Source organism: Nonomuraea sp. JJY05 (genome assembly GCF_043496855.1).
Lineage (GTDB): Bacteria > Actinomycetota > Actinomycetes > Streptosporangiales > Streptosporangiaceae > Nonomuraea.
The window spans coordinates 275,411-292,879 of sequence record NZ_JBIEIS010000008.1 but is presented as its reverse complement, the minus strand read 5'-3'; the positions used below and the strand labels follow the sequence as shown (position 1 = coordinate 292,879).

Sequence of the window (17,469 nt, the reverse complement as noted above, 5' to 3'; positions counted from 1 at the left end):
TGGTACGCGGCGAGCAGACCCAGCACACACTGTTGCTGGGCCCCTTCGATCGAGATCTGATCGCCACCCTCGAACACCTCGACCGGCCCAAGCACGCGGATGTCCATCGCGGACGAGCATAATGCGTCAAGCCACCTTCAATAGCTCGCCGGACACCTCCTCCAGCAGCCCGCCGACCCGCGAGCCCAGTGCTGATGCCCCGGCCGTCCTCGCCGTCACCGACGCCGACAACGTCCTCGCCCTTTGCCGCTGTCATCAGCCCACTTGATACAGTCTGCGCATGGCCACTGGCAGCTTGTTTCTCTGACCCCAGTCCGCGAGATGCGGCATCCGCCGAGCCCCATGGCTCCAGCGAGGCGGGACGCACGTTTCATCCAGCGGCGTTCCGCGGCTTGACCGTGCGTTTCTGAGCACGGCCATTCGTCCACGACAGAGAAACGAGCGAATACCATGACTGCCTTCGCAGGGCGTCCGACTCATCCTTTGGCCGATCACGTCACTGTGCTGCCCACCCTCGACCCCGACGCACCGTTCCTGGACGACCTCACGACCCTGCGCGCCATCGCGGAGGACGCCCGGGTCGTGGCGATCGGCGAGGGGGCGCACTTCGTGCACGAGTTCACGCTCGGCCGCGCGCGGCTGCTGCGCTACCTGATCGAACGCTGCGGCTTCACCGTCGTGGCCCTCGAAATGGGGGCCGCCGAGGCCGAAGCCGTCAACCCGTGGCTCGCCGGCGGCGAGGGCGACCTCGACCATGTGGCCGGCCTGCACACCCGCAACCTGTTCGGTGAGTTGCTGCACTGGCTGCGGCGCTACAACCGCGGCAGGTCGCAGCCCATCGAGCTCATCGGGATCGACCTGCCCAACGCCCTCACCCTGCGGCCGGAGCTCGACCCGGTCGCCGACTACCTGCGGGTCGTCGACGAAGGGATCGCCGATCTGGTGGCGGGCATCCAGCGGATGGCCGCCGCGATCAACGGCGGTTCGGCCGCCGCCTCCGCCCCTCAATGGGGGAGCCTCGACTCGACCACCCAGGAGTCCCTGACGGCCGGCCTGTACCGGCTGTCGTTGCGGATGCGCGCTCTCGAGCCGCTCTACGTGGCGCGCAGCGACCAGCACCGCTACGACGTCGCCCGACGGCGTCTGGAGGCGGTCCTGCACACCGACTACATGCTGCGGGCGATGAACAACCTGCTGTACGGGACGGGCCTGCCCGACGACACCTCGGTGCGCGACCTCTACATGGCCACCTGTGTGCAGTGGCACCTCGACCGCCTTGCCCCTGACGTCCGGCTTGTGGTGATCGCGCACAACAACCACATCCAAAAGACCCTGGTCACCTACGAGGGCTATCCCACGGCGTTGCCGATGGGCTACCACCTCGCCCGCGGCCTCGGCGCGCAGTACCGGGCCGTGGGCCTGACCCACACCGCCGACCACGTACCGGACATGGTGTGGCCCGCCGAGGACTCCGCCCTCGGGTTCCGCGTCGAGACCGTCAAGATGGCCGCCCCGCCTGAGGGCAGCCTGGAGAGGGCACTTGCCCACGCCGGGTTCGACGCCCAGATCACCCTGACGGACCTGCGGTCGCCCGACCCGGCGGTGACGTCGCTGGAACGTATCCGGTCGCAGAGCGCCGTCATGGAGCTGCCCGTCGCCCAGACGTTCGACGCGGTCCTGTGCACCCCCACCGCGACGACCGACGGCGGTATAACCTTCTAGATCACGAATGCCGCGGCGCGGGGTTTCCGCGCCGCGGTGTCCGCTTCACCGGTCGGCCCGCCACAGGGCCCGGGCACGTTCTCGGGAATGGACGTGATAGTCCAGCGGCGGGCCGCCGGAGCGAGGCCGTCGTAGCGTCTCCCGTGCGACGCCCACAGCGTGCCGTCCGGTGTCAGGCTGCCGTCATACAGCTCGCTGCCGGCGGTGCCGACCCAGGCCAGGCGCCACCCCAACCACCCGCACAGCGACCGAGCGGGCCCACACCAGTACGGTGAGCGCGCCAGTCGTTCGGATCACGCACGATCCTCTCAGAGGCTGAGCCGGGGCCAGTCCGCCGTGTCGCGCAGGAGTTGCCGGTCGTGCGTGGCCATCACGACGGCTGCCCCCGTCGTGGCCAGCGCCTGTGTCAGCTCCTCCACCAGGGTCATCGACAGGTGGTTGGTCGGCTCGTCGAGCAGCATCACCTGTGGCCTGGCGGCCAGCAGCATCGCCAGGTCGAGCCGCCGTTGCTGGCCGACCGACAGCTCGGCCACCGGCTTGTGCGCGGTGCCGGAGGGCAGCAGTCCGAGCTGGGTGAGCCCGATGACGGCAGTCTCGTCGAGCTCGCCCGAGCTGATGAGCCGGCCGACGACGGCGTCGTACACCTCGAAGGCACGCCGCCGCGACGGCACCGGCGACTCCTGCGCCAGCAGGCCGACCCGCGCGCCGCGCTTACGCTGGACGCTCCCCGTGTCAGGCGTCAGAGTTCCCGCGAGCGCGGACAGCAGACTCGACTTACCGGCGCCGTTGGGACCGGTGATCACCAGGCGGTCACCGGCACGCAGGTGCACCGACTGCGGCGTATCGAACCGCCCGCGGACCGTCACCTCGTCGGCCCGCAGGAGCGTCACCCCCTGCGGTGCCTCCAGGCATGGGAACTGGAACCGCGCCGGCGGCTTGGGCACGTCGACGACGTGCGCCTCGAGTTCCTCTTGCCGACGGTGCACCGCCCGGACCAGCGAAGGCGCCCGGGTGGCGCGCGTGTGCTTGCCCGTGCCCTTCTCCGGCCGCCACCCGGTGGACAGCCGGTTCTGCGCCGCGGACAGGTCCTGCGCGAGCCGCTGCCGCTCGCTCTCCTGGTCTCGGTAGGTGTTCTCCCAGCGTGCCCGTTCGGCGTTTTTGCCTTCCCGGTAGCCGGCGTACCCGCCTCCATAAAAACGGGGACGTCCGTCACTGGTCGGGTCGAGGTCCAACACCGTGGTGACGACGTCGGCCAGCAACGCGCGGTCGTGGCTGACCAGCACCACTCCGCTGGGATGCGCGCGCAGCTCGGCGGTCAGATACTCCAGGCCGTCGGCGTCGAGGTGGTTGGTGGGCTCGTCAAGCAGCAGCAGATCGTGCCCGGCACCCAGCAGGCAGGCCAGCCTGATCCGATAGCGCTGCCCCACGGACAGATCGCCCAGCAGGCGGCTGCGGTCGTCCACCGCGCTGAGGGCGGCGAGCGACAGGTCGACGCGGCGGTCGGCGTCCCATGCGTCGAGGGAGTCCGCCGCCTCCAGTGCGGTGGCGTAGGCCTGCTCGGCGCCGGGACGTTCCTCGACGAGCGCCTGGCTCGCCTCCTCGAAAGCCGCGAGGACGGCGCGCACCTGGGCGAGCTCGACGTCGATGAGATCGCCCACCGTGCGGTCGAGAGCGATCGGGATTTCCTGGCCGGCGACGCCGATCGAGCCGGCCCGGTGCACGGTGCCCGAGTCGGGTACGAGGGTTCCGGCGAGCACCTGCAGCAATGTGGTCTTCCCGCGGCCGTTCTCACCGACCACGCCGAGGCGGTCGCCGGGAGAGACCGTCAGGTCCACGCCCGTCAGAACCGGCCGGCCGCCACGGGCGAGATGCAGATCGATGGTCTTGAGATGGGCCCGCGCGCGAGCTGAGAAGGCAATGGGACTGGACATGCTTCCTCCGAGAGCAGGCTCCCGCGCGCCTCGGCACGACACGTGGAGACGGGGAACCTGAGATGAGTGACGACGATGGCCGTGCTCGGCCGCGCCCAGAAGCCCCGGTCATCAGGGGCGGGACAGGCGGCCGAGGTCGTCGTCCTCAGAGGAAGTACAAATGCACGTGGCCAATTTACCCGATTCTTCCTGGTGTCTGGCTGCTATGTGACGGACATCTCCTGCGCGGGCGGCCGCACCTGGCGCCGGTCGTGAGCCGCGGAGGCCAGCACGATGAGCCGGCAAGATCATCTCGCTCCCCATTTGGGGGAACGAGCCGTCCGGACCAGTCCGCATCCGTCCGGGAGAGTCTGGATACGTCCGCCACTACCGGGTAGTTAGTCTGCGCATGATCACACGCCCGACGGGGTAGGTGGACGGGTTCAAATCCCACCACCACCGCCGTGTGATGTCTCAGGACATCGGAAACCCTCGAACCTACGGGTTCGGGGGTTTCGTCTTGTTGGGGTTCACCTGCGGCTGGTAGTCGCGGGTGGGCCCTCGACGACGCGGAGCGGGCGCCGCCGATCTCGTGCGCCACGCTCGTCCGTTCCGGCGGCGGTCCTGAGGTCAGCTGAGCAGACGCCACACGACACCGGCTCCCGGAGTCAACCCCCGAAGGACTTCCTGAGCCGACCTCCAGCGGTCGGCAACCAGGCCCGAGCAGACCCTTGATTGATGGGATGGATCCATCCGCTCGCACATTGCCAGTGGCACCTAGGTGAGAGATCTACCGAGAGGACCGCAGCAAAAATGCCCTAGGGGTAGACAGCGCCCTGGATTCATCCTTAAATACATCCCATCTCTTCATGTCGGTGACATACGGATGCCGCCGATATGAAACATCCCCCGCTTCGGGATCAGTGCGAGGAAGTGCCGATGAGACTCACAACTGTCCTGTGCTCCACCGCCTCCGCCGTGTCCGCGCTGGTGTTGCTCAGCGCCTGCAGCAGCTCCGGCACCACGGCCACGTCGAGCGACACGCCACTGGTCGGCGTGGACTACCCACGTTCCGACACCGACTTCTGGAACTCGTACATCAAGTACACGCCCGAGTACGCCAAGGAGCTTGGCCTCTCGCTCAAGACCACCAACTCGCAGAACGACGTCGCCAAGCTGACCGCCAACGCGCAGACGTTCATCAGCCAGGGAGTGAAGGGCCTGGCGATGGCTCCGCAGGACACCGCTGCCATCGCCCCGACCCTCGCGCAACTGGAGGCGAAGAAGATCCCGGTCGTCACCGTCGACACCCGCCCCGACAGCGGCAAGGTCTATATGGTCGTCCGCGCCGACAATCGTGCCTACGGCGAGAAGGCGTGCCAGTACCTGGGCACCAAGCTGGCAGGCAAGGGCAAGGTCGTCATGCTTCAAGGCGACCTTGCCTCCATCAACGGCCGTGACCGCACCGAGGCGTTCAACGACTGCATGAAGAAGAACTTCCCGAACATCACGGTGTTCGGAGAGGCCACCAACTGGGACGGCGCCGTCGCCGCGCAGAAGCTGCAGACAGACCTGACCGCCCACCCGGACATCAAGGGCGTCTACATGCAGTCCAGCTTCGCCCTGTCCGGCACGCTCCAGGTGCTCAAGCAGAAGGGCCTGTTGGTCGGTCCCGAGGACGAGAAGCACGTGTTCGTCGTCTCGAACGACGGCATCCCCGAAGAACTCAAGTCCATCGCCGAGGGCAAGATCGACGCCACCGTCTCCCAGCCGGCCGACCTCTACGCCAAGTACGCCCTGTACTACCTGAAGGCCGCAATGGACGGGAAGACGTTCAAGCCGGGCAAGACCGACCACGACAGCACCATCGTCCAGGTCCGTGACGGCCTGCTGGAGGACCAGCTCGCAGCCCCGCTCGTCACCGCCGACGGCGGCACCTACGGCGGTGTCACCAGCCTCAAGAGCACCGACACGTCCCTGTGGGGCAACAACCTCGGCTGAGCCTCAGGGCTCGTCAGGGGTCTCGTCAGGAAGACAGAACGGCTTACGAACACAAGGCGGTTGAGATGAGCGACGGGGAGCGAGCAGTCACCCCCGCGCCCGCCCCGGCGCACGACGGGAGAGCCTCGGCGGGCCCTCCCGTCGTCGAGGCGACGGGCATTGTCAAACGATTCGGTCCGACGGTGGCTCTGAACGGCGCCCGGATCACCATCATGCCCCACGAGACCCACGCGCTGGTCGGCCGCAACGGGGCCGGCAAATCGACCCTGGTGTCCGTCCTCACCGGACTTCAAGCCCCGGACGAGGGAACAGTCACCTTCGGCGGCAGCCCGGCGCCCCGGCTCGCGGACCGCGACGCCTGGCGGCAGCGGGTGGCCTGTGTCTACCAGAAGTCGACGATCATTCCCACGCTGACCGTCGCCGAGAACCTCTTCCTGAACCGGCATGAGCACGGCCGGAGCGGGCTGATCAGCTGGCAGGGTGTGCGCAGGCGAGCGCAGGAACTGCTGTCGGCCTGGTCGGTGGACGTCGATCCGCAAGCTCCGGCCGGCGATCTCAGCGTGGAACAGCGGCAGTTCGTCGAGATCGCCCGTGCGCTGTCCTTCGGAGCCCGGTTCATCATCCTCGACGAACCGACCGCGCAACTCGACGGCGCGGCGATCAACCGGCTCTTCGAGAGGATACGCGATCTGCAGCGCCAGGGCGTGACCTTCCTGTTCATCAGCCACCACCTCCAGGAGATCTACGAGATCTGCGACATGGTGACGGTGTTCCGGGACGCCCAGCACATCCTGACCGCGCCGGTCGCCGAACTTCCCCGCACCGAGCTCATCGCCGCCATGACCGGCGAGGCGGCGGCCGACAGGCGCGAGGAACGGGCGAGCGTCCTGGCCGTCGGCGCGACGTCGGCGCTGAGCGTCCGGGGCCTCAGCGGCGAGGCATACGAGAATGTCACCTTCAAGGTGGGCGCCGGCGAGATCGTCGGCCTGGCAGGTGCCGCCGGCAGCGGTCGCATCGAGGTCGCCGAGACTGTCGTGGGGCTGCGGGCCGCCGCCGGCGGCGAGGTCGAGATCGCAGGGCGGCAGCCCCAGCCGGGCAGCGTGCCCGCCGCGCTCGCCGCCGGCGCCGGGTTCGTCCCGCAGGACCGGCACCACCAGGGTTTCGTACCCGACATGTCGATCGCGGACAACGCCACGCTGTCGGTGCCCAAGCGGCTCGGCCGGGGCGGGTTCCTGAGCCGCGACCGCCGGGACCGGCTCGCCGAGGGCATGATCGAGAAACTGGCGATCAAGACCTCGGGCCCCGACCTGTCGGTCTCCGCGCTGTCCGGGGGCAACCAGCAGAAGGTCGTCATGGCCCGCGCCCTCGCCGACGACCCCCGGCTGCTGGTGCTGATCAACCCGACCGCAGGCGTGGACGTGCGCTCCAAGGAGTTCCTCCTCGGCAAGGTTGAGGAGACCGCGGAAGGCGGCACTGGAGTGCTCATCGCCTCCGACGAACTCGACGACCTGCGCATGTGCGACCGGGTCCTGGTGATGTTCCAGGGCCGAGTGACCTCAGAGATCGCCCGCGGCTGGCACGACCACGACCTAGTGGCCGCGATGGAAGGAGTGGACCTCAATGCCTGAAACCGCCCTCGCGGATACGCCCGCCCCCAAGCCCACGAAGCCCGAGGTCGGGCGGAAAGGGCTGTTCGGCGGCCGGATACCCGTGGCCCGGCTGCGCGATCTCGCCCTGGTCCCCGCGATCGTCGCGATCGCGATCGTCGGCCAGATCGTCAACCCGGTCTTCCTCCAGGGCGACAACCTGATCAATGTCCTGCAGACCATGTCCGAGATCGCCCTGCTGGTCCTCGCCCAGACGATGATCCTGATCGTCAAGAAGATGGACCTGTCTCTGGAGTCCACCATGGGTCTCGCGCCCGGCGTCGCCGCCCTGCTGGTGGTGCCGAGCGGCGTCGGACCCGGCCTCGGGCTCCTCCCCGGCGCCTGGTCGATTCCCATCACGCTGGCCGTGGGTGCGCTCATCGGCGTGGTCAACGCCCTGCTGATCATCCGCTTCGGTCTCAATGGCTTCATCGTCACCCTCGGCATGCTGATCGTCCTGCGTGGTGTCCTCACCGGAATCTCCGGCGGCCAGACCTTCTTCCAACTGCCGGAGTCGATGCTCTACCTGGGCACCGCTCAGTGGTTCGGGATACCCGCCTCCATCTGGATCTGCCTGGTGCTGTTCGCCGTCGCGATCGTCGTCCTGGGCTGGACCAGCTTCGGCCGCTCGCTGTACGCCATCGGTGGCAACGTCGACGCGGCGAAGGCGGCCGGTATCCGCACCGACCGGGTGCTGTGGATCGTCATCGTCACCGGCAGCCTGCTGGCCGCACTCGCCGGGCTGATGCTTTCCGGGCGCCTCGCCTCCGTCGCCTCCGCGCAGGGCAACGGTTACATCTTCACCGTGTTCGCCGCCGCCGTCATCGGCGGGATCAGCCTCAACGGCGGCAAGGGCACCATGTTCGGCGCCTTCAGCGGCATCCTGCTGCTCTTCATGATCCAGAATGTGCTCACCCTCGCGGGTGTCCCCGCCCAGTGGATCGGCGCCCTCAACGGCCTGATCATCCTGGTCGCCCTGACCATCTCCCGTATCACGGGCGGCAAGGTCCAGGAGTGAACCGGGCGGCCCCACGCCGCCGTGCGCCGCCCCATCGTTGTTCCGTCGCAGGAGGTCGTGTCGCCGCCTGCCGCCACAGGAGTTGCTGCCATGTCCTCCACTGTGTCCGCATCCGCCCGCATCACCGCGCTCGACGTCATGGACGTCCGGTTCCCGACGTCCGAGCATCTGGACGGATCGGACGCGATGAACCCCGAACCTGACTACTCGGCCGCCTACGTCATCCTGCGCACCGACGCCGGTGACGGACTGGAGGGCCACGCCCTCGCCTTCACCACGGGCCGTGGCAACGATGTCCAGGCCGCCGCCATCGCGGCCCTGGCCCCGTACGTGGTCGGACTGTCCGTCGACGAGGTCTGCGCCGACCTCGGCGAGTTCTCCCGCTCCCTCGTCCATGACCCCCAACTGCGCTGGCTGGGCCCGGAGAAGGGCGCCATCCACATGGCCACCGGCGCCGTCGTCAACGCCGCCTGGGACCTCGCGGCCAAGCGGGCCGGCAAGCCCGTCTGGCGCTTTCTCAGCGAGATGTCGCCAGAGGATCTGGTCGCCCATATCGACTTCCGCTGGCTGAGCGATGCCCTCACTCCAGAGGAGGCGCTTCAGATCCTGCGCCGCGCCGAACCGGGCCGCCAGGAGCGCATCGCCCACCTGCTGGAGCGCGGCTATCCCGCCTACACCACCACCCCCGGCTGGCTCGGCTACTCCGACGAGAAGCTGGCCCGCCTCGCCCGCGAGGCCGTCGCCGACGGCTTCACCCAGATCAAGCTGAAGGTCGGCGCGGACCTCGAGGACGACATACGGCGTATGCGCACTGCTCGTCAGACGGTGGGCGAGGGCATCCGCATCGCGGTCGATGCCAACCAGAGATGGGACGTGCAGCCCGCCATCGACTGGATGCGCGCCCTGGCCCCCTATCAGCCCTACTGGATCGAGGAGCCCACCTCCCCGGACGACATTCTCGGGCATGCCGCGGTTCGCGAGGCGGTCAGCCCCATCAAGGTCGCCACCGGCGAGCACATCGCCAACCGGGTTGTCTTCAAGCAGCTCCTCCAGGCGGGCGCGGTGGACATCGTGCAAATCGACTCGGCACGGGTCGGCGGCGTCAACGAGAACCTCGCGATCCTGCTGCTCGCTGCCAAGTTCGGGGTGCCGGTCTGCCCACACGCAGGCGGTGTGGGCCTGTGCGAGATGGTGCAACACCTGTCGATGTTCGACTACGTCGCCGTCTCCGGCACGGTCGAAGACCGGGTCATCGAGTACGTCGACCATCTTCACGAGCACTTCGTGGACCCGGTCCGCATTGCGGACGGCCACTACCTCGCCCCGGCCTTGCCCGGACTCAGCGCGCAGATGCACCCGGAGTCTCTCAAGGAGTACGCCTACCCCGACGGCCCGGTCTGGACCGCCCGTGTCTGACGCCCTGCGTCTGGTCGACGCCCACCATCACGTATGGAACCTCGACCACCGCCGCCAGCCCTGGCTGGACGAGGCGGGCCACGAGCCGATCCGCCGCACCTTCGGCCTCGAAGACCTGCGATCGACCGCGACCCGGCCCATCGCCGGCCGGCGGCTGACGAGCACGGTGGTCGTCCAGTGCGTCACCTCCGTGGTAGAGACACGCGAGCTGCTGGCTCTGGCCGACGAGCACCCTCTGATCGGCGCGGTCGTCGGCTGGGCGGACCTGACCTCCCCGGCGATCGGTGACGTGCTCGACGAGCTGCGGGCCGGGCCCGGAGGGGCGTATCTGCGAGCCGTGCGGCACATCGTCCAAAGCGAGTCCGACCCGGAATGGCTGCAACGCCCCGCCGTGGAGCGGGGGTTACGGGCGGTGCAGGAGCGCGGACTGGGCTACGACGTGCTCATCCGCAGCCACCAGTTCTCCCAGGCGATCCGCCTGGCCGAACGCTTCCCGGATCTGCCGCTGGTCCTGGATCACGCGGGCAAGCCCCCCATCGTCCAGCATGATCTGGCCGGCTGGGAACAGAACGTGAGGTTGCTTGCCGGGCACCCGCAGGTGCGGTGCAAGGTGTCCGGACTGGTCACGGAAGCCGACCACGAGAAGTGGACGATCGACGACATCCGCCCGGTGTGGGACGTCCTGCTCTCCTCCTTCGGCCCCCAGCGGCTGATGTTCGGCTCCGACTGGCCGGTATGCGTCCTGGCGGGGGGCTGGAACCGCTGGGCCGCCACTGTCGAGGTGCTCCTGAGCGGCTGCTCCGCCATCGAGACCGACGCCGTGCTGGCCGACACTGCGACCACCTTCTACGGCCTGACATCCGCCGCCGACGGGAGAACCGCCCCATGCTCCTGACTGAACTACTGCACCCTGGAATCCTCGAAGCCCTGGCCGGAGCCGGCCACGGCGCCCGGGTTCTGCTCGCCGACGGCCACTACCCCGCCAGCACCGCCACCGGCGATCGTGCCAGGACGGTCCACCTCAACCTGGCCCCCGGCCTGCTGGACGTCACCACCGTGCTCGACGTCCTCCTGCGAGCCCTGCCCGTCGAGTCGGCTCAGGTGATGGTGCCCTCCGAGGACGCACCGGAGCCGCCGGCCATCACCGAGTACCGCACGAAGCTGGCGCCCGTCCCGGTCGAGAAACTCAGCCGCTTCGAGTTCTACGACGCCGCCCGCTCACCCGACCTGGCGCTGACGATCGTCACCGCCGACATCCGTACCTACGCGAACTTGCTGCTGACCATCGGCGTTCGCCACTGAAAGGACCGTGAGAACACGATGACACTCGCCGTCCGTTACACGGCTGCCCGAACCCTGGACACGGCACCCGTCGAACCCACCTCCCCCGGCCCGGGTGAGGTCGAACTGGCCCCCACTTACGTCGGTATCTGCGGCACCGATCTGCACATCTTCCACGGTGACATGGACGCCCGGGTCAGCACACCCGCTGTCCTGGGGCACGAGATGTCCGGCCGCGTCCTCCGTGTCGGGCCGGACGTCGAAGGCTGGCGGCCCGGCGACGCGGTCACCGTGATGCCGCTGCGCTGGGACGACAGTTGCCCCGCCTGCCGCGCAGGCAACCGGCACATCTGCCAACACCTGGATTTCATCGGCATCGACTCGCCGGGCGCGATGCAGCAGCGCTGGATCGTGCCCGCCGCAACCCTCGTAGGGCTGCCCGACTCGCTCCCCCTGGACCGCGCCGCGCTCGTCGAACCCACTGCGGTGGCGGTACACGACGTCGACCGGGCCCGAGTGCGGGACGGTGAGCGGGTGGTCGTAGTGGGCGGCGGACCCATCGGCATCCTGATTGCGCTGGTCGCGCGCGCCACCGGTGCCGAAGTCCGCGTGGTGGAGCTGAGCGGCCACCGGCGGACCCTGGCGCAGAAGCTGGGGCTGACCACCTGGAACCCGGCTGCCGAGGACGTGCCCGAACTGGTCCGGCAGTGGACCGGCGACGCAGGCGCGGATGTCGCATTCGAGGTCTCCGGCGCGGCAGGCGGTGTGGACACTGCGGTCCAAGTACTGGGCGTACGCGGCCGGCTGTGCCTCGTGGCCATCCACCCCCGGCCTCGAGAGGTCGACCTGCATCGGTTCTTCTGGCGCGAACTGACCCTCATCGGCGCACGGCTGTACGCCCGTTCAGACTTCGAGAAGGCGGTCACGCTGATTGCCGACGGCACCGTCCCCGCCGAGCTGCTGATCAGCAAGGTGGTACCACTCACCCAGGCGCCGGCCGCGTTCGAAGCGCTCGAGGCGGGTGGCGACGTCATGAAGATCCTCGTGGACTGCACCGACGACGCACAGGGAGCAGCCGTATGACTGCCTTCGACCTCACGGGACGACTTGCCGTTGTCACCGGCGCCCGGCGAGGCATCGGCCGGGCCATGGCCCGGGCGCTCGCAGAGGCCGGCGCCGACGTCATCGGCGTCAGCGCCAACCTGGAGGAGTCCGGCAGCGCCGTCGAGAAGGACGTCGTTGCCGCAGGCCGTACCTTCGAGGCGATCCGCACCGACTTCGCCGACACCGAGGCCGTCCGGGCCCTGGCCACCGACCTCGCTGGACGTGAGCGACCGGTGGACATCCTGGTCAACAACGCGGGCACCATCCGCCGCGCCCCGGCGTCCGAACACGCCGACGCCGACTGGGAGCTGGTCCTCCAGGTCAACCTCAGCGCCCAGTTCACGCTGACCAGGGCGGTGGGCGCGGCGATGGTGTCCCGAGGTTACGGGAAGATCCTTTTCACGGCGTCGCTGCTCAGCTTCCAGGGCGGCATCAATGTGCCCGGCTACACCGCAGCCAAGCACGGTGTCGCCGGCCTGACCAAGGCGCTGGCCAACGAGTGGGCCTCGCACGGCGTCAACGTCAACGCCATCGCGCCCGGCTACATCGCTACCGACAACACTCAGGCTCTCCAGGACGATCCGGCGCGCAGCCGGGCGATCCTGGACCGCATCCCGGCCGGGCGGTGGGGCACCGCCGACGATCTCGCGGGCGCCACCGTGTTCCTGGCCTCCGACGCCGCCGCGTATGTGCACGGCACCGTCCTCCCCGTCGACGGCGGATGGCTGGGCCGATGACCGTCGGCGACGGCATCGTGCTCTACCTCGCGCAGGTGAAGCGGGCCGTGGCAGCCGGCGCCCGCTTCGTGGTCTCGCCCGGATCCGACAAGGAAGTCGTCGCCACATGCCGGCACTGAATGTGCCCGTCGTGCCCGGCATCGCCACCGCCACCGAACCGATGCGGGCACTGCAGGCCGGGATCGATGCCGCCGGCCTGGCCGGCTACCTCGTGTTTTCCCGGCACCGGCGTCGTCGCGCTGGGCGAGGGGCGGATCCGCACTGCCCGCTCCTTCCAGATCTGGAAGGGCGGCGGCGAGTACAACGTCGTCCGGAGCCTGCGTGCTGCCCGGCGGCGGTCGAGGCGCTCATGGCGGGCGTCCCGGCCGCGGTCAGACGCTGATGCGCCAGCCGGCGGCCGCCCGACTCGCACTCCCAAGGAGCACACCTTGCGACACCGGAAGATCACGAACACCTCTGTCGAACTCAGCGAACTCGGCTTCGGGGCCTCCGTCATAGGCAACCTCTACCGCGTCACACCGGCCCTCGACGCGACAGCCGCGGTCGAAGCGGCCTGGGACGCAGGCATCCGATACTTCGACACGGCACCCCACTACGGCCTGGGCCTGTCCGAGCACCGCCTGGGCGCCGCGTTGCGGGACCGTCCGCGGAACGAGTACGTCATATCCTCCAAAGTGGGCCGTCTGCTGGTGCCCAACGAGCGGCCGCGCGGGGTCGACGACGAGGGTTTCGTCGTCCGGGACGACCTGCGCAGGCAGTGGGACTTCAGCCGGGACGGGGTGGTGCGCTCCATCGAGGCGACACTGGAGCGCATGGGCCTGGACCGCCTGGACGTCGTCTACCTGCACGACCCCGACGACCACTGGAGACAGGCCGCCGAGGAGGCCATGCCCGTCCTGGCGGAACTACGCGGCCAAGGAGTGATCGGCGCCATCGGCGCCGGCATGAACCAGTCCGCCATGCTCGCCCGCTTCCTGCGCGACACCGCCGCCGACGTGGTGATGCTCGCCGGCCGCTACACGCTCCTCGACCAGTCGGCATTGGACGACGTCCTGCCCGCCGCTCAGGAACTGGACAAGAGCGTGGTGGCGGTCGGGGTGTTCAACTCGGGACTGCTCTCCCTCGACCGGCCCACCGAGGGCATGAAATACGACTACCGGGACGCGCCGCCTGCCCTGGTCGCCCGTGCCCGGGCGATCGCCGAGGTCTGCGCGGCGCACGGAACGACTCTCCCGGCAGCGGCGATTGCCTTTCCGTACACCCATCCCCGTATCATCAACGTCACCCTGGGCATGCGGAATGCTGAGCAGGTCGCACGGAACGCGGAACTCCACCGTCGGCACATCCCCGAAGGTCTTTGGGAGGACCTTCGTGCCCAAGGATTGATCAGATCGGACGTGCCCGCCGAGAAGGGGCACCAGAGGAGTTCGCATTGTCTTTGACAGACAAGGCCATTGAGCAGATCCGTGAGCTGATCCGCACCGGAGCCCTGCCGCCGGGTTCGAAGCTTCCACCGGAACCGGATCTGGCTGCTCAACTGGGCCTGTCCCGCAACCTCGCACGGGAAGCGGTCAAGGCACTGGCCGTCGCGCGAGTCCTGGAGATCCGGCGGGGGGACGGCACGTACGTGACCAGCCTGCAGCCGAGTCTGCTCTTCGAGGGTCTTGGCGGGGCTGTGGAGCTGCTGCAGGGCGACTCGGCTGCCCTGCGGGATCTGATGGAGGTACGTCGACTCCTCGAACCGGTCGCCACAGCGCTCGCCGCAATCCGGATCTCCGACGAACAACTCGCCGAGGTGAAACAGCACCTGGACGCCATGCGTGAGGCCCGCGACGACGTCGAACGGCTCAACGCCCACGACGCGGCCTTCCACCGTGCCGTCGTCTCAGCCACGGGCAACGACACGCTGCTCGCCCTCCTGGAGGCCATCTCCGGCCGTACGTTGCGCGTTCGCATCTGGCGCGGCCTCGTTGACGCCGAGGCTGCGGGCCGCACCCTCGCCGAGCACGAGGCGATCTTCACGGCCCTGTCCACCCGTGACGCCGCTCTCAGCCAGGCCGCCGCACTGCTGCACGTCAACAGCACCGAACGAGGATTGAGGGAATACCTGCGCACCACCGAATCCCTCCCCCGCGAAGCGCCGACGGCGCACAGCACCGGAACCTGACCGACGCGGCCATGAACCACGACGAGCGGCGCCGCAGACAGCAGCAGTAGCAGCCGGGGCCTTGCACCGCGCAGTCGGTCATGTGGCCCGCAGCCTGACCTACGGGTCGGGGGCTTTCCAACATCACTTATGGAGAAAATCGCGGCCTCGGGCCGCCGGCTGTGCGCGCATACGAAAAAGGGGAGCCGCGAATCCGGCGGCTTCCCTTTTCCTTTCTCAGTTGGGCAGCTCAAGGACCCTGGCGTGCAGGATCGATCTTTGGTGCAGGGCCGCGCGCAACGCGCGGTGCAGGCCGTCCTCCAGATAGAGCTCGCCCTGCCACTGCACCACGTGCGGGAAAAGGTCGCCGTAGAAGGTGGAGTCGGCGGCGAGCAGCGAGTGCAGGTCCAGTACGGCCTTCGTGGTGATCAACGAGTCGAGCCGGACCTGCCGTGGAGGGATCTGCGCCCACTCCCGATTCGAGAGACCGTGGTCGGGATAAGGGCGTCCGTCGCCGACAAGCTTGAAGATCACCCCCCCGATTTTAGGAGAGAATCCGATTCCTTGCGTTGTCGGGGAGCGTCAGCGCAGGTCGCCCGGTTCGCAGTCGCTCGCCGCGCCGTTTTCGTAGCCGCGCTGGAAGGCGTTGACGCGTTGCTCGGAGCTGCCGTGCGTGAACGATTCAGGATCGATTCTGCCTTGGGTGCGTTGCTGAATTCTGTCGTCGCCGACCGCCGCGGCGGCGTCCAGGGCTTCGGAGATGTCCGCCCGGGTGAAGGGCTTCTCGTAGAAGCCGGTCTTGACCGCGTTGTGCGCCCAGACGCCCGCGTAGCAGTCCGCCTGGACTTCGGTGGAGACGGAGGAGCCGCCCGTGTCGAGCGCGCCGAGCAGGTTCTGCACGTGGTGGCCGTATTCGTGGGCGATCACGTACGCCTGCGCGAACGGGCCGCCCTTGGCGCCGAACTGGGTGTGGAGCTGGTCGAAGAAGCTCAGGTCGAGGTAGACACGCTGGTCGCCCGGGCAGTAGAAGGGGCCGACCGCCGAGCTGGCCGTGCCGCAGCCCGTACGTAAACGACCGGAGTAGAGGATGGTCTTGGCCGGTCGATATCCCGAAATTTCCTGCTTCCAGTAGTCCTGGATGCTGTTGACCACGCCCACCACCCGGCACTGCTCCGACTGGTCGGCGTCCTTGCCCGTCCGGCACTGCTGGGACAGGTTGGACGGGGAGCGCTGCGGGGCGGGCTCGTCGCCGCCGCCCACGTTGTTCAGCACGAAGACCAGCACGAGCACGATCAGGCTGACGATGCCGCCGCCGCCGAGGATCATGCCGCCGGGGAAGCCGCCACCGCCGCCGCCGCCCGAATTACCGCCGCCGGCATCCTCCACCTGCGAGGAGTCGAGTTCGACGTCGTCTCTGAAGTCCATACTGACGTCCCTTCTGGGGGTGCCCGCGTGACAGCTTCCCCACAGGGCCGTATCAAATACCTCCGGAGAAGGTGTCGCACCGCTTGGGGTCGCCGTTGGCGTACCCGACGGTGAACCATCTCTCCCGCTGCCGCGACGTCCCGTGGGTGAAGGCGTCGGGGGTCACCCGGCCCTGCGTGCGCCGCTGGATGCTGTCGTCCCCGACCGCCGCGGCCGCGCTGAGCGCCTGGTCGATGTCCGTCTGGGAGAACGGCTCGCGGTAGAAGCCGGTCTTGACCGCGTTGTGCGCCCAGACGCCCGCGTAGCAGTCGGCCTGCAGCTCCAGCCGTACCGACGGGCTGCCGGCGCCCGGCCGGCTGTCGGGGCCGACCCTGGTCATGGTGCCGAGCAGGTCCTGCACGTGGTGGCCGTACTCGTGGGCGACCACGTACGCCTGCGCGAACGGGCCGCCCTCGGCGCCGAAGTCGCGCTGGAGCGTGTTGAAGAACGACAGGTCGAGGTAGACCTTGCGATCGACGGGGCAGTAGAAGGGGCCCACGGCGGCGTCGGCCGCGCCGCAGCCGGTGCTGGCCGCGTCGGAGAACAGCACGGTCCTGGCGGGCTTGTACGTGCGCCCGCGCTCCTGGAACGCCTGCCGCCAGTACGACTGGATGCTGTTGACCGTGCCGACGATGCGGCAGTCCTCGGACTGCTCGGCATCGGCGCCGGTCTGGCACCGCGCCGCCAGGTTGCCGCTCGCGGCGGGCGTGGCCGGGGCGCCCGGCTGCCGCCCGCCTCCCTGCGGCCCGCCTTCCTGGCCGCTGAACGGCGCGGGGATGATCCCGAACAGGAACAGCCCGGCCGCCGCCAGGACGAGCAGCAGACAGCCCCCGCAGCCGCCGCGCCCGCCGAGGGGCAGCATGCACCCGCCCGGCATCCCGCCCCAGCCCGGCTGCGGACCCGAGGCCCGTACGTCCTCGACCTGCGACGGATCGAGTTGCGCGTCGTCGTCGAACTGCATGCCTCCCTACTCCCCAGCAACGGATCGAATACGCAGCGCGACAAATAGGGATGCAGGCGATCG

Annotated in this window: 16 protein-coding genes; 12 read left to right on the top strand and 4 right to left on the bottom strand. The window is 68.9% G+C overall.

Translation table 11 applies throughout. The annotated features are described in order from the left end of the window. Positions 1-483: 483 nt before the first annotated feature. A complete protein-coding gene (locus tag ACFKCF_RS14690) occupies positions 484-1,722 on the top strand; it encodes an erythromycin esterase family protein (RefSeq protein ID WP_394493851.1) in 1,239 nt (412 codons plus the stop codon). A 308-nt stretch (positions 1,723-2,030) separates the two neighbouring features. Here ACFKCF_RS14690 and ACFKCF_RS14685 read toward each other — a convergent pair whose 3' ends face one another. Beyond that, positions 2,031-3,653 carry an ABC-F family ATP-binding cassette domain-containing protein gene (locus ACFKCF_RS14685; protein ID WP_394493849.1) on the bottom strand — a complete coding sequence of 541 codons (1,623 nt, stop codon included), beginning with the start codon at positions 3,651-3,653 and terminating at the stop codon, positions 2,031-2,033. A 918-nt stretch (positions 3,654-4,571) separates the two neighbouring features. Between ACFKCF_RS14685 and ACFKCF_RS14680 the strand changes: the two genes are divergently transcribed. The 11 genes from ACFKCF_RS14680 (at position 4,572) to ACFKCF_RS14630 (ending at position 15,002) form a co-directional block, all read left to right on the top strand. Continuing rightward, positions 4,572-5,633: a sugar ABC transporter substrate-binding protein gene (locus tag ACFKCF_RS14680; protein WP_394493847.1), complete on the top strand. Its 1,062-nt coding sequence runs from the start codon at positions 4,572-4,574 to the stop codon at positions 5,631-5,633. Positions 5,634-5,698: 65 nt separating this feature from the next. Then, the gene (locus tag ACFKCF_RS14675; RefSeq protein WP_394493845.1) at positions 5,699-7,261 is read left to right on the top strand and encodes a sugar ABC transporter ATP-binding protein; all 1,563 of its coding nucleotides are present in this window, start codon (positions 5,699-5,701) and stop codon (positions 7,259-7,261) included. Beyond that, on the top strand, positions 7,254-8,297 hold the full coding sequence (locus ACFKCF_RS14670; protein WP_394493843.1) for an ABC transporter permease: 1,044 nt from the start codon (positions 7,254-7,256) through the stop codon (positions 8,295-8,297). The genes ACFKCF_RS14675 and ACFKCF_RS14670 overlap by 8 nt, the downstream gene beginning before the upstream one ends. A 90-nt stretch (positions 8,298-8,387) precedes the next feature. Further along, positions 8,388-9,713, top strand: a complete 1,326-nt coding sequence (locus ACFKCF_RS14665) for an L-fuconate dehydratase (protein WP_394493841.1) — start codon at positions 8,388-8,390, stop codon at positions 9,711-9,713. Then, the gene (locus ACFKCF_RS14660) at positions 9,706-10,608 is read left to right on the top strand and encodes an amidohydrolase family protein (RefSeq protein WP_394493839.1); all 903 of its coding nucleotides are present in this window, start codon (positions 9,706-9,708) and stop codon (positions 10,606-10,608) included. The genes ACFKCF_RS14665 and ACFKCF_RS14660 overlap by 8 nt, the downstream gene beginning before the upstream one ends. Next, on the top strand, positions 10,599-11,015 hold the full coding sequence (locus ACFKCF_RS14655; RefSeq protein ID WP_394493837.1) for an RbsD/FucU family protein: 417 nt from the start codon (positions 10,599-10,601) through the stop codon (positions 11,013-11,015). Before ACFKCF_RS14660 ends, ACFKCF_RS14655 begins: the two co-directional genes overlap by 10 nt. 18 nt (positions 11,016-11,033) lie before the next feature. Beyond that, positions 11,034-12,077 (top strand): zinc-binding dehydrogenase, encoded by a 1,044-nt coding sequence (locus ACFKCF_RS14650; protein ID WP_394493835.1) that lies wholly within the window; start codon positions 11,034-11,036, stop codon positions 12,075-12,077. Then, positions 12,074-12,835, top strand: coding sequence for an SDR family oxidoreductase (locus ACFKCF_RS14645; RefSeq protein ID WP_394493833.1), 762 nt, complete (start codon positions 12,074-12,076; stop codon positions 12,833-12,835). The genes ACFKCF_RS14650 and ACFKCF_RS14645 overlap by 4 nt, the downstream gene beginning before the upstream one ends. Continuing rightward, positions 12,832-12,954: a hypothetical protein gene (locus ACFKCF_RS14640; protein WP_394493832.1), complete on the top strand. Its 123-nt coding sequence runs from the start codon at positions 12,832-12,834 to the stop codon at positions 12,952-12,954. Before ACFKCF_RS14645 ends, ACFKCF_RS14640 begins: the two co-directional genes overlap by 4 nt. Before the next feature lie 309 nt (positions 12,955-13,263). Continuing rightward, positions 13,264-14,277, top strand: coding sequence for an aldo/keto reductase (locus tag ACFKCF_RS14635; protein ID WP_394493830.1), 1,014 nt, complete (start codon positions 13,264-13,266; stop codon positions 14,275-14,277). Next, entirely contained in the window at positions 14,268-15,002 is a 735-nt protein-coding gene (locus tag ACFKCF_RS14630; RefSeq protein ID WP_394493828.1) for a FadR/GntR family transcriptional regulator, read from the top strand. Before ACFKCF_RS14635 ends, ACFKCF_RS14630 begins: the two co-directional genes overlap by 10 nt. A 216-nt stretch (positions 15,003-15,218) precedes the next feature. Here ACFKCF_RS14630 and ACFKCF_RS14625 read toward each other — a convergent pair whose 3' ends face one another. Genes ACFKCF_RS14625 through ACFKCF_RS14615 form a run of 3 tightly spaced genes read right to left on the bottom strand, consistent with a single transcriptional unit; the run spans position 15,219 to position 17,406 of the window. Continuing rightward, entirely contained in the window at positions 15,219-15,515 is a 297-nt protein-coding gene (locus ACFKCF_RS14625) for a type II toxin-antitoxin system VapB family antitoxin (RefSeq protein ID WP_185069514.1), read from the bottom strand. Between the two features lie 48 nt (positions 15,516-15,563). After that, a complete protein-coding gene (locus tag ACFKCF_RS14620; RefSeq protein ID WP_394493826.1) occupies positions 15,564-16,406 on the bottom strand; it encodes a neutral zinc metallopeptidase in 843 nt (280 codons plus the stop codon). A gap of 52 nt (positions 16,407-16,458) precedes the next feature. After that, positions 16,459-17,406, bottom strand: a complete 948-nt coding sequence (locus ACFKCF_RS14615; protein WP_394493824.1) for a neutral zinc metallopeptidase — start codon at positions 17,404-17,406, stop codon at positions 16,459-16,461. Positions 17,407-17,469 lie beyond the last annotated feature (63 nt).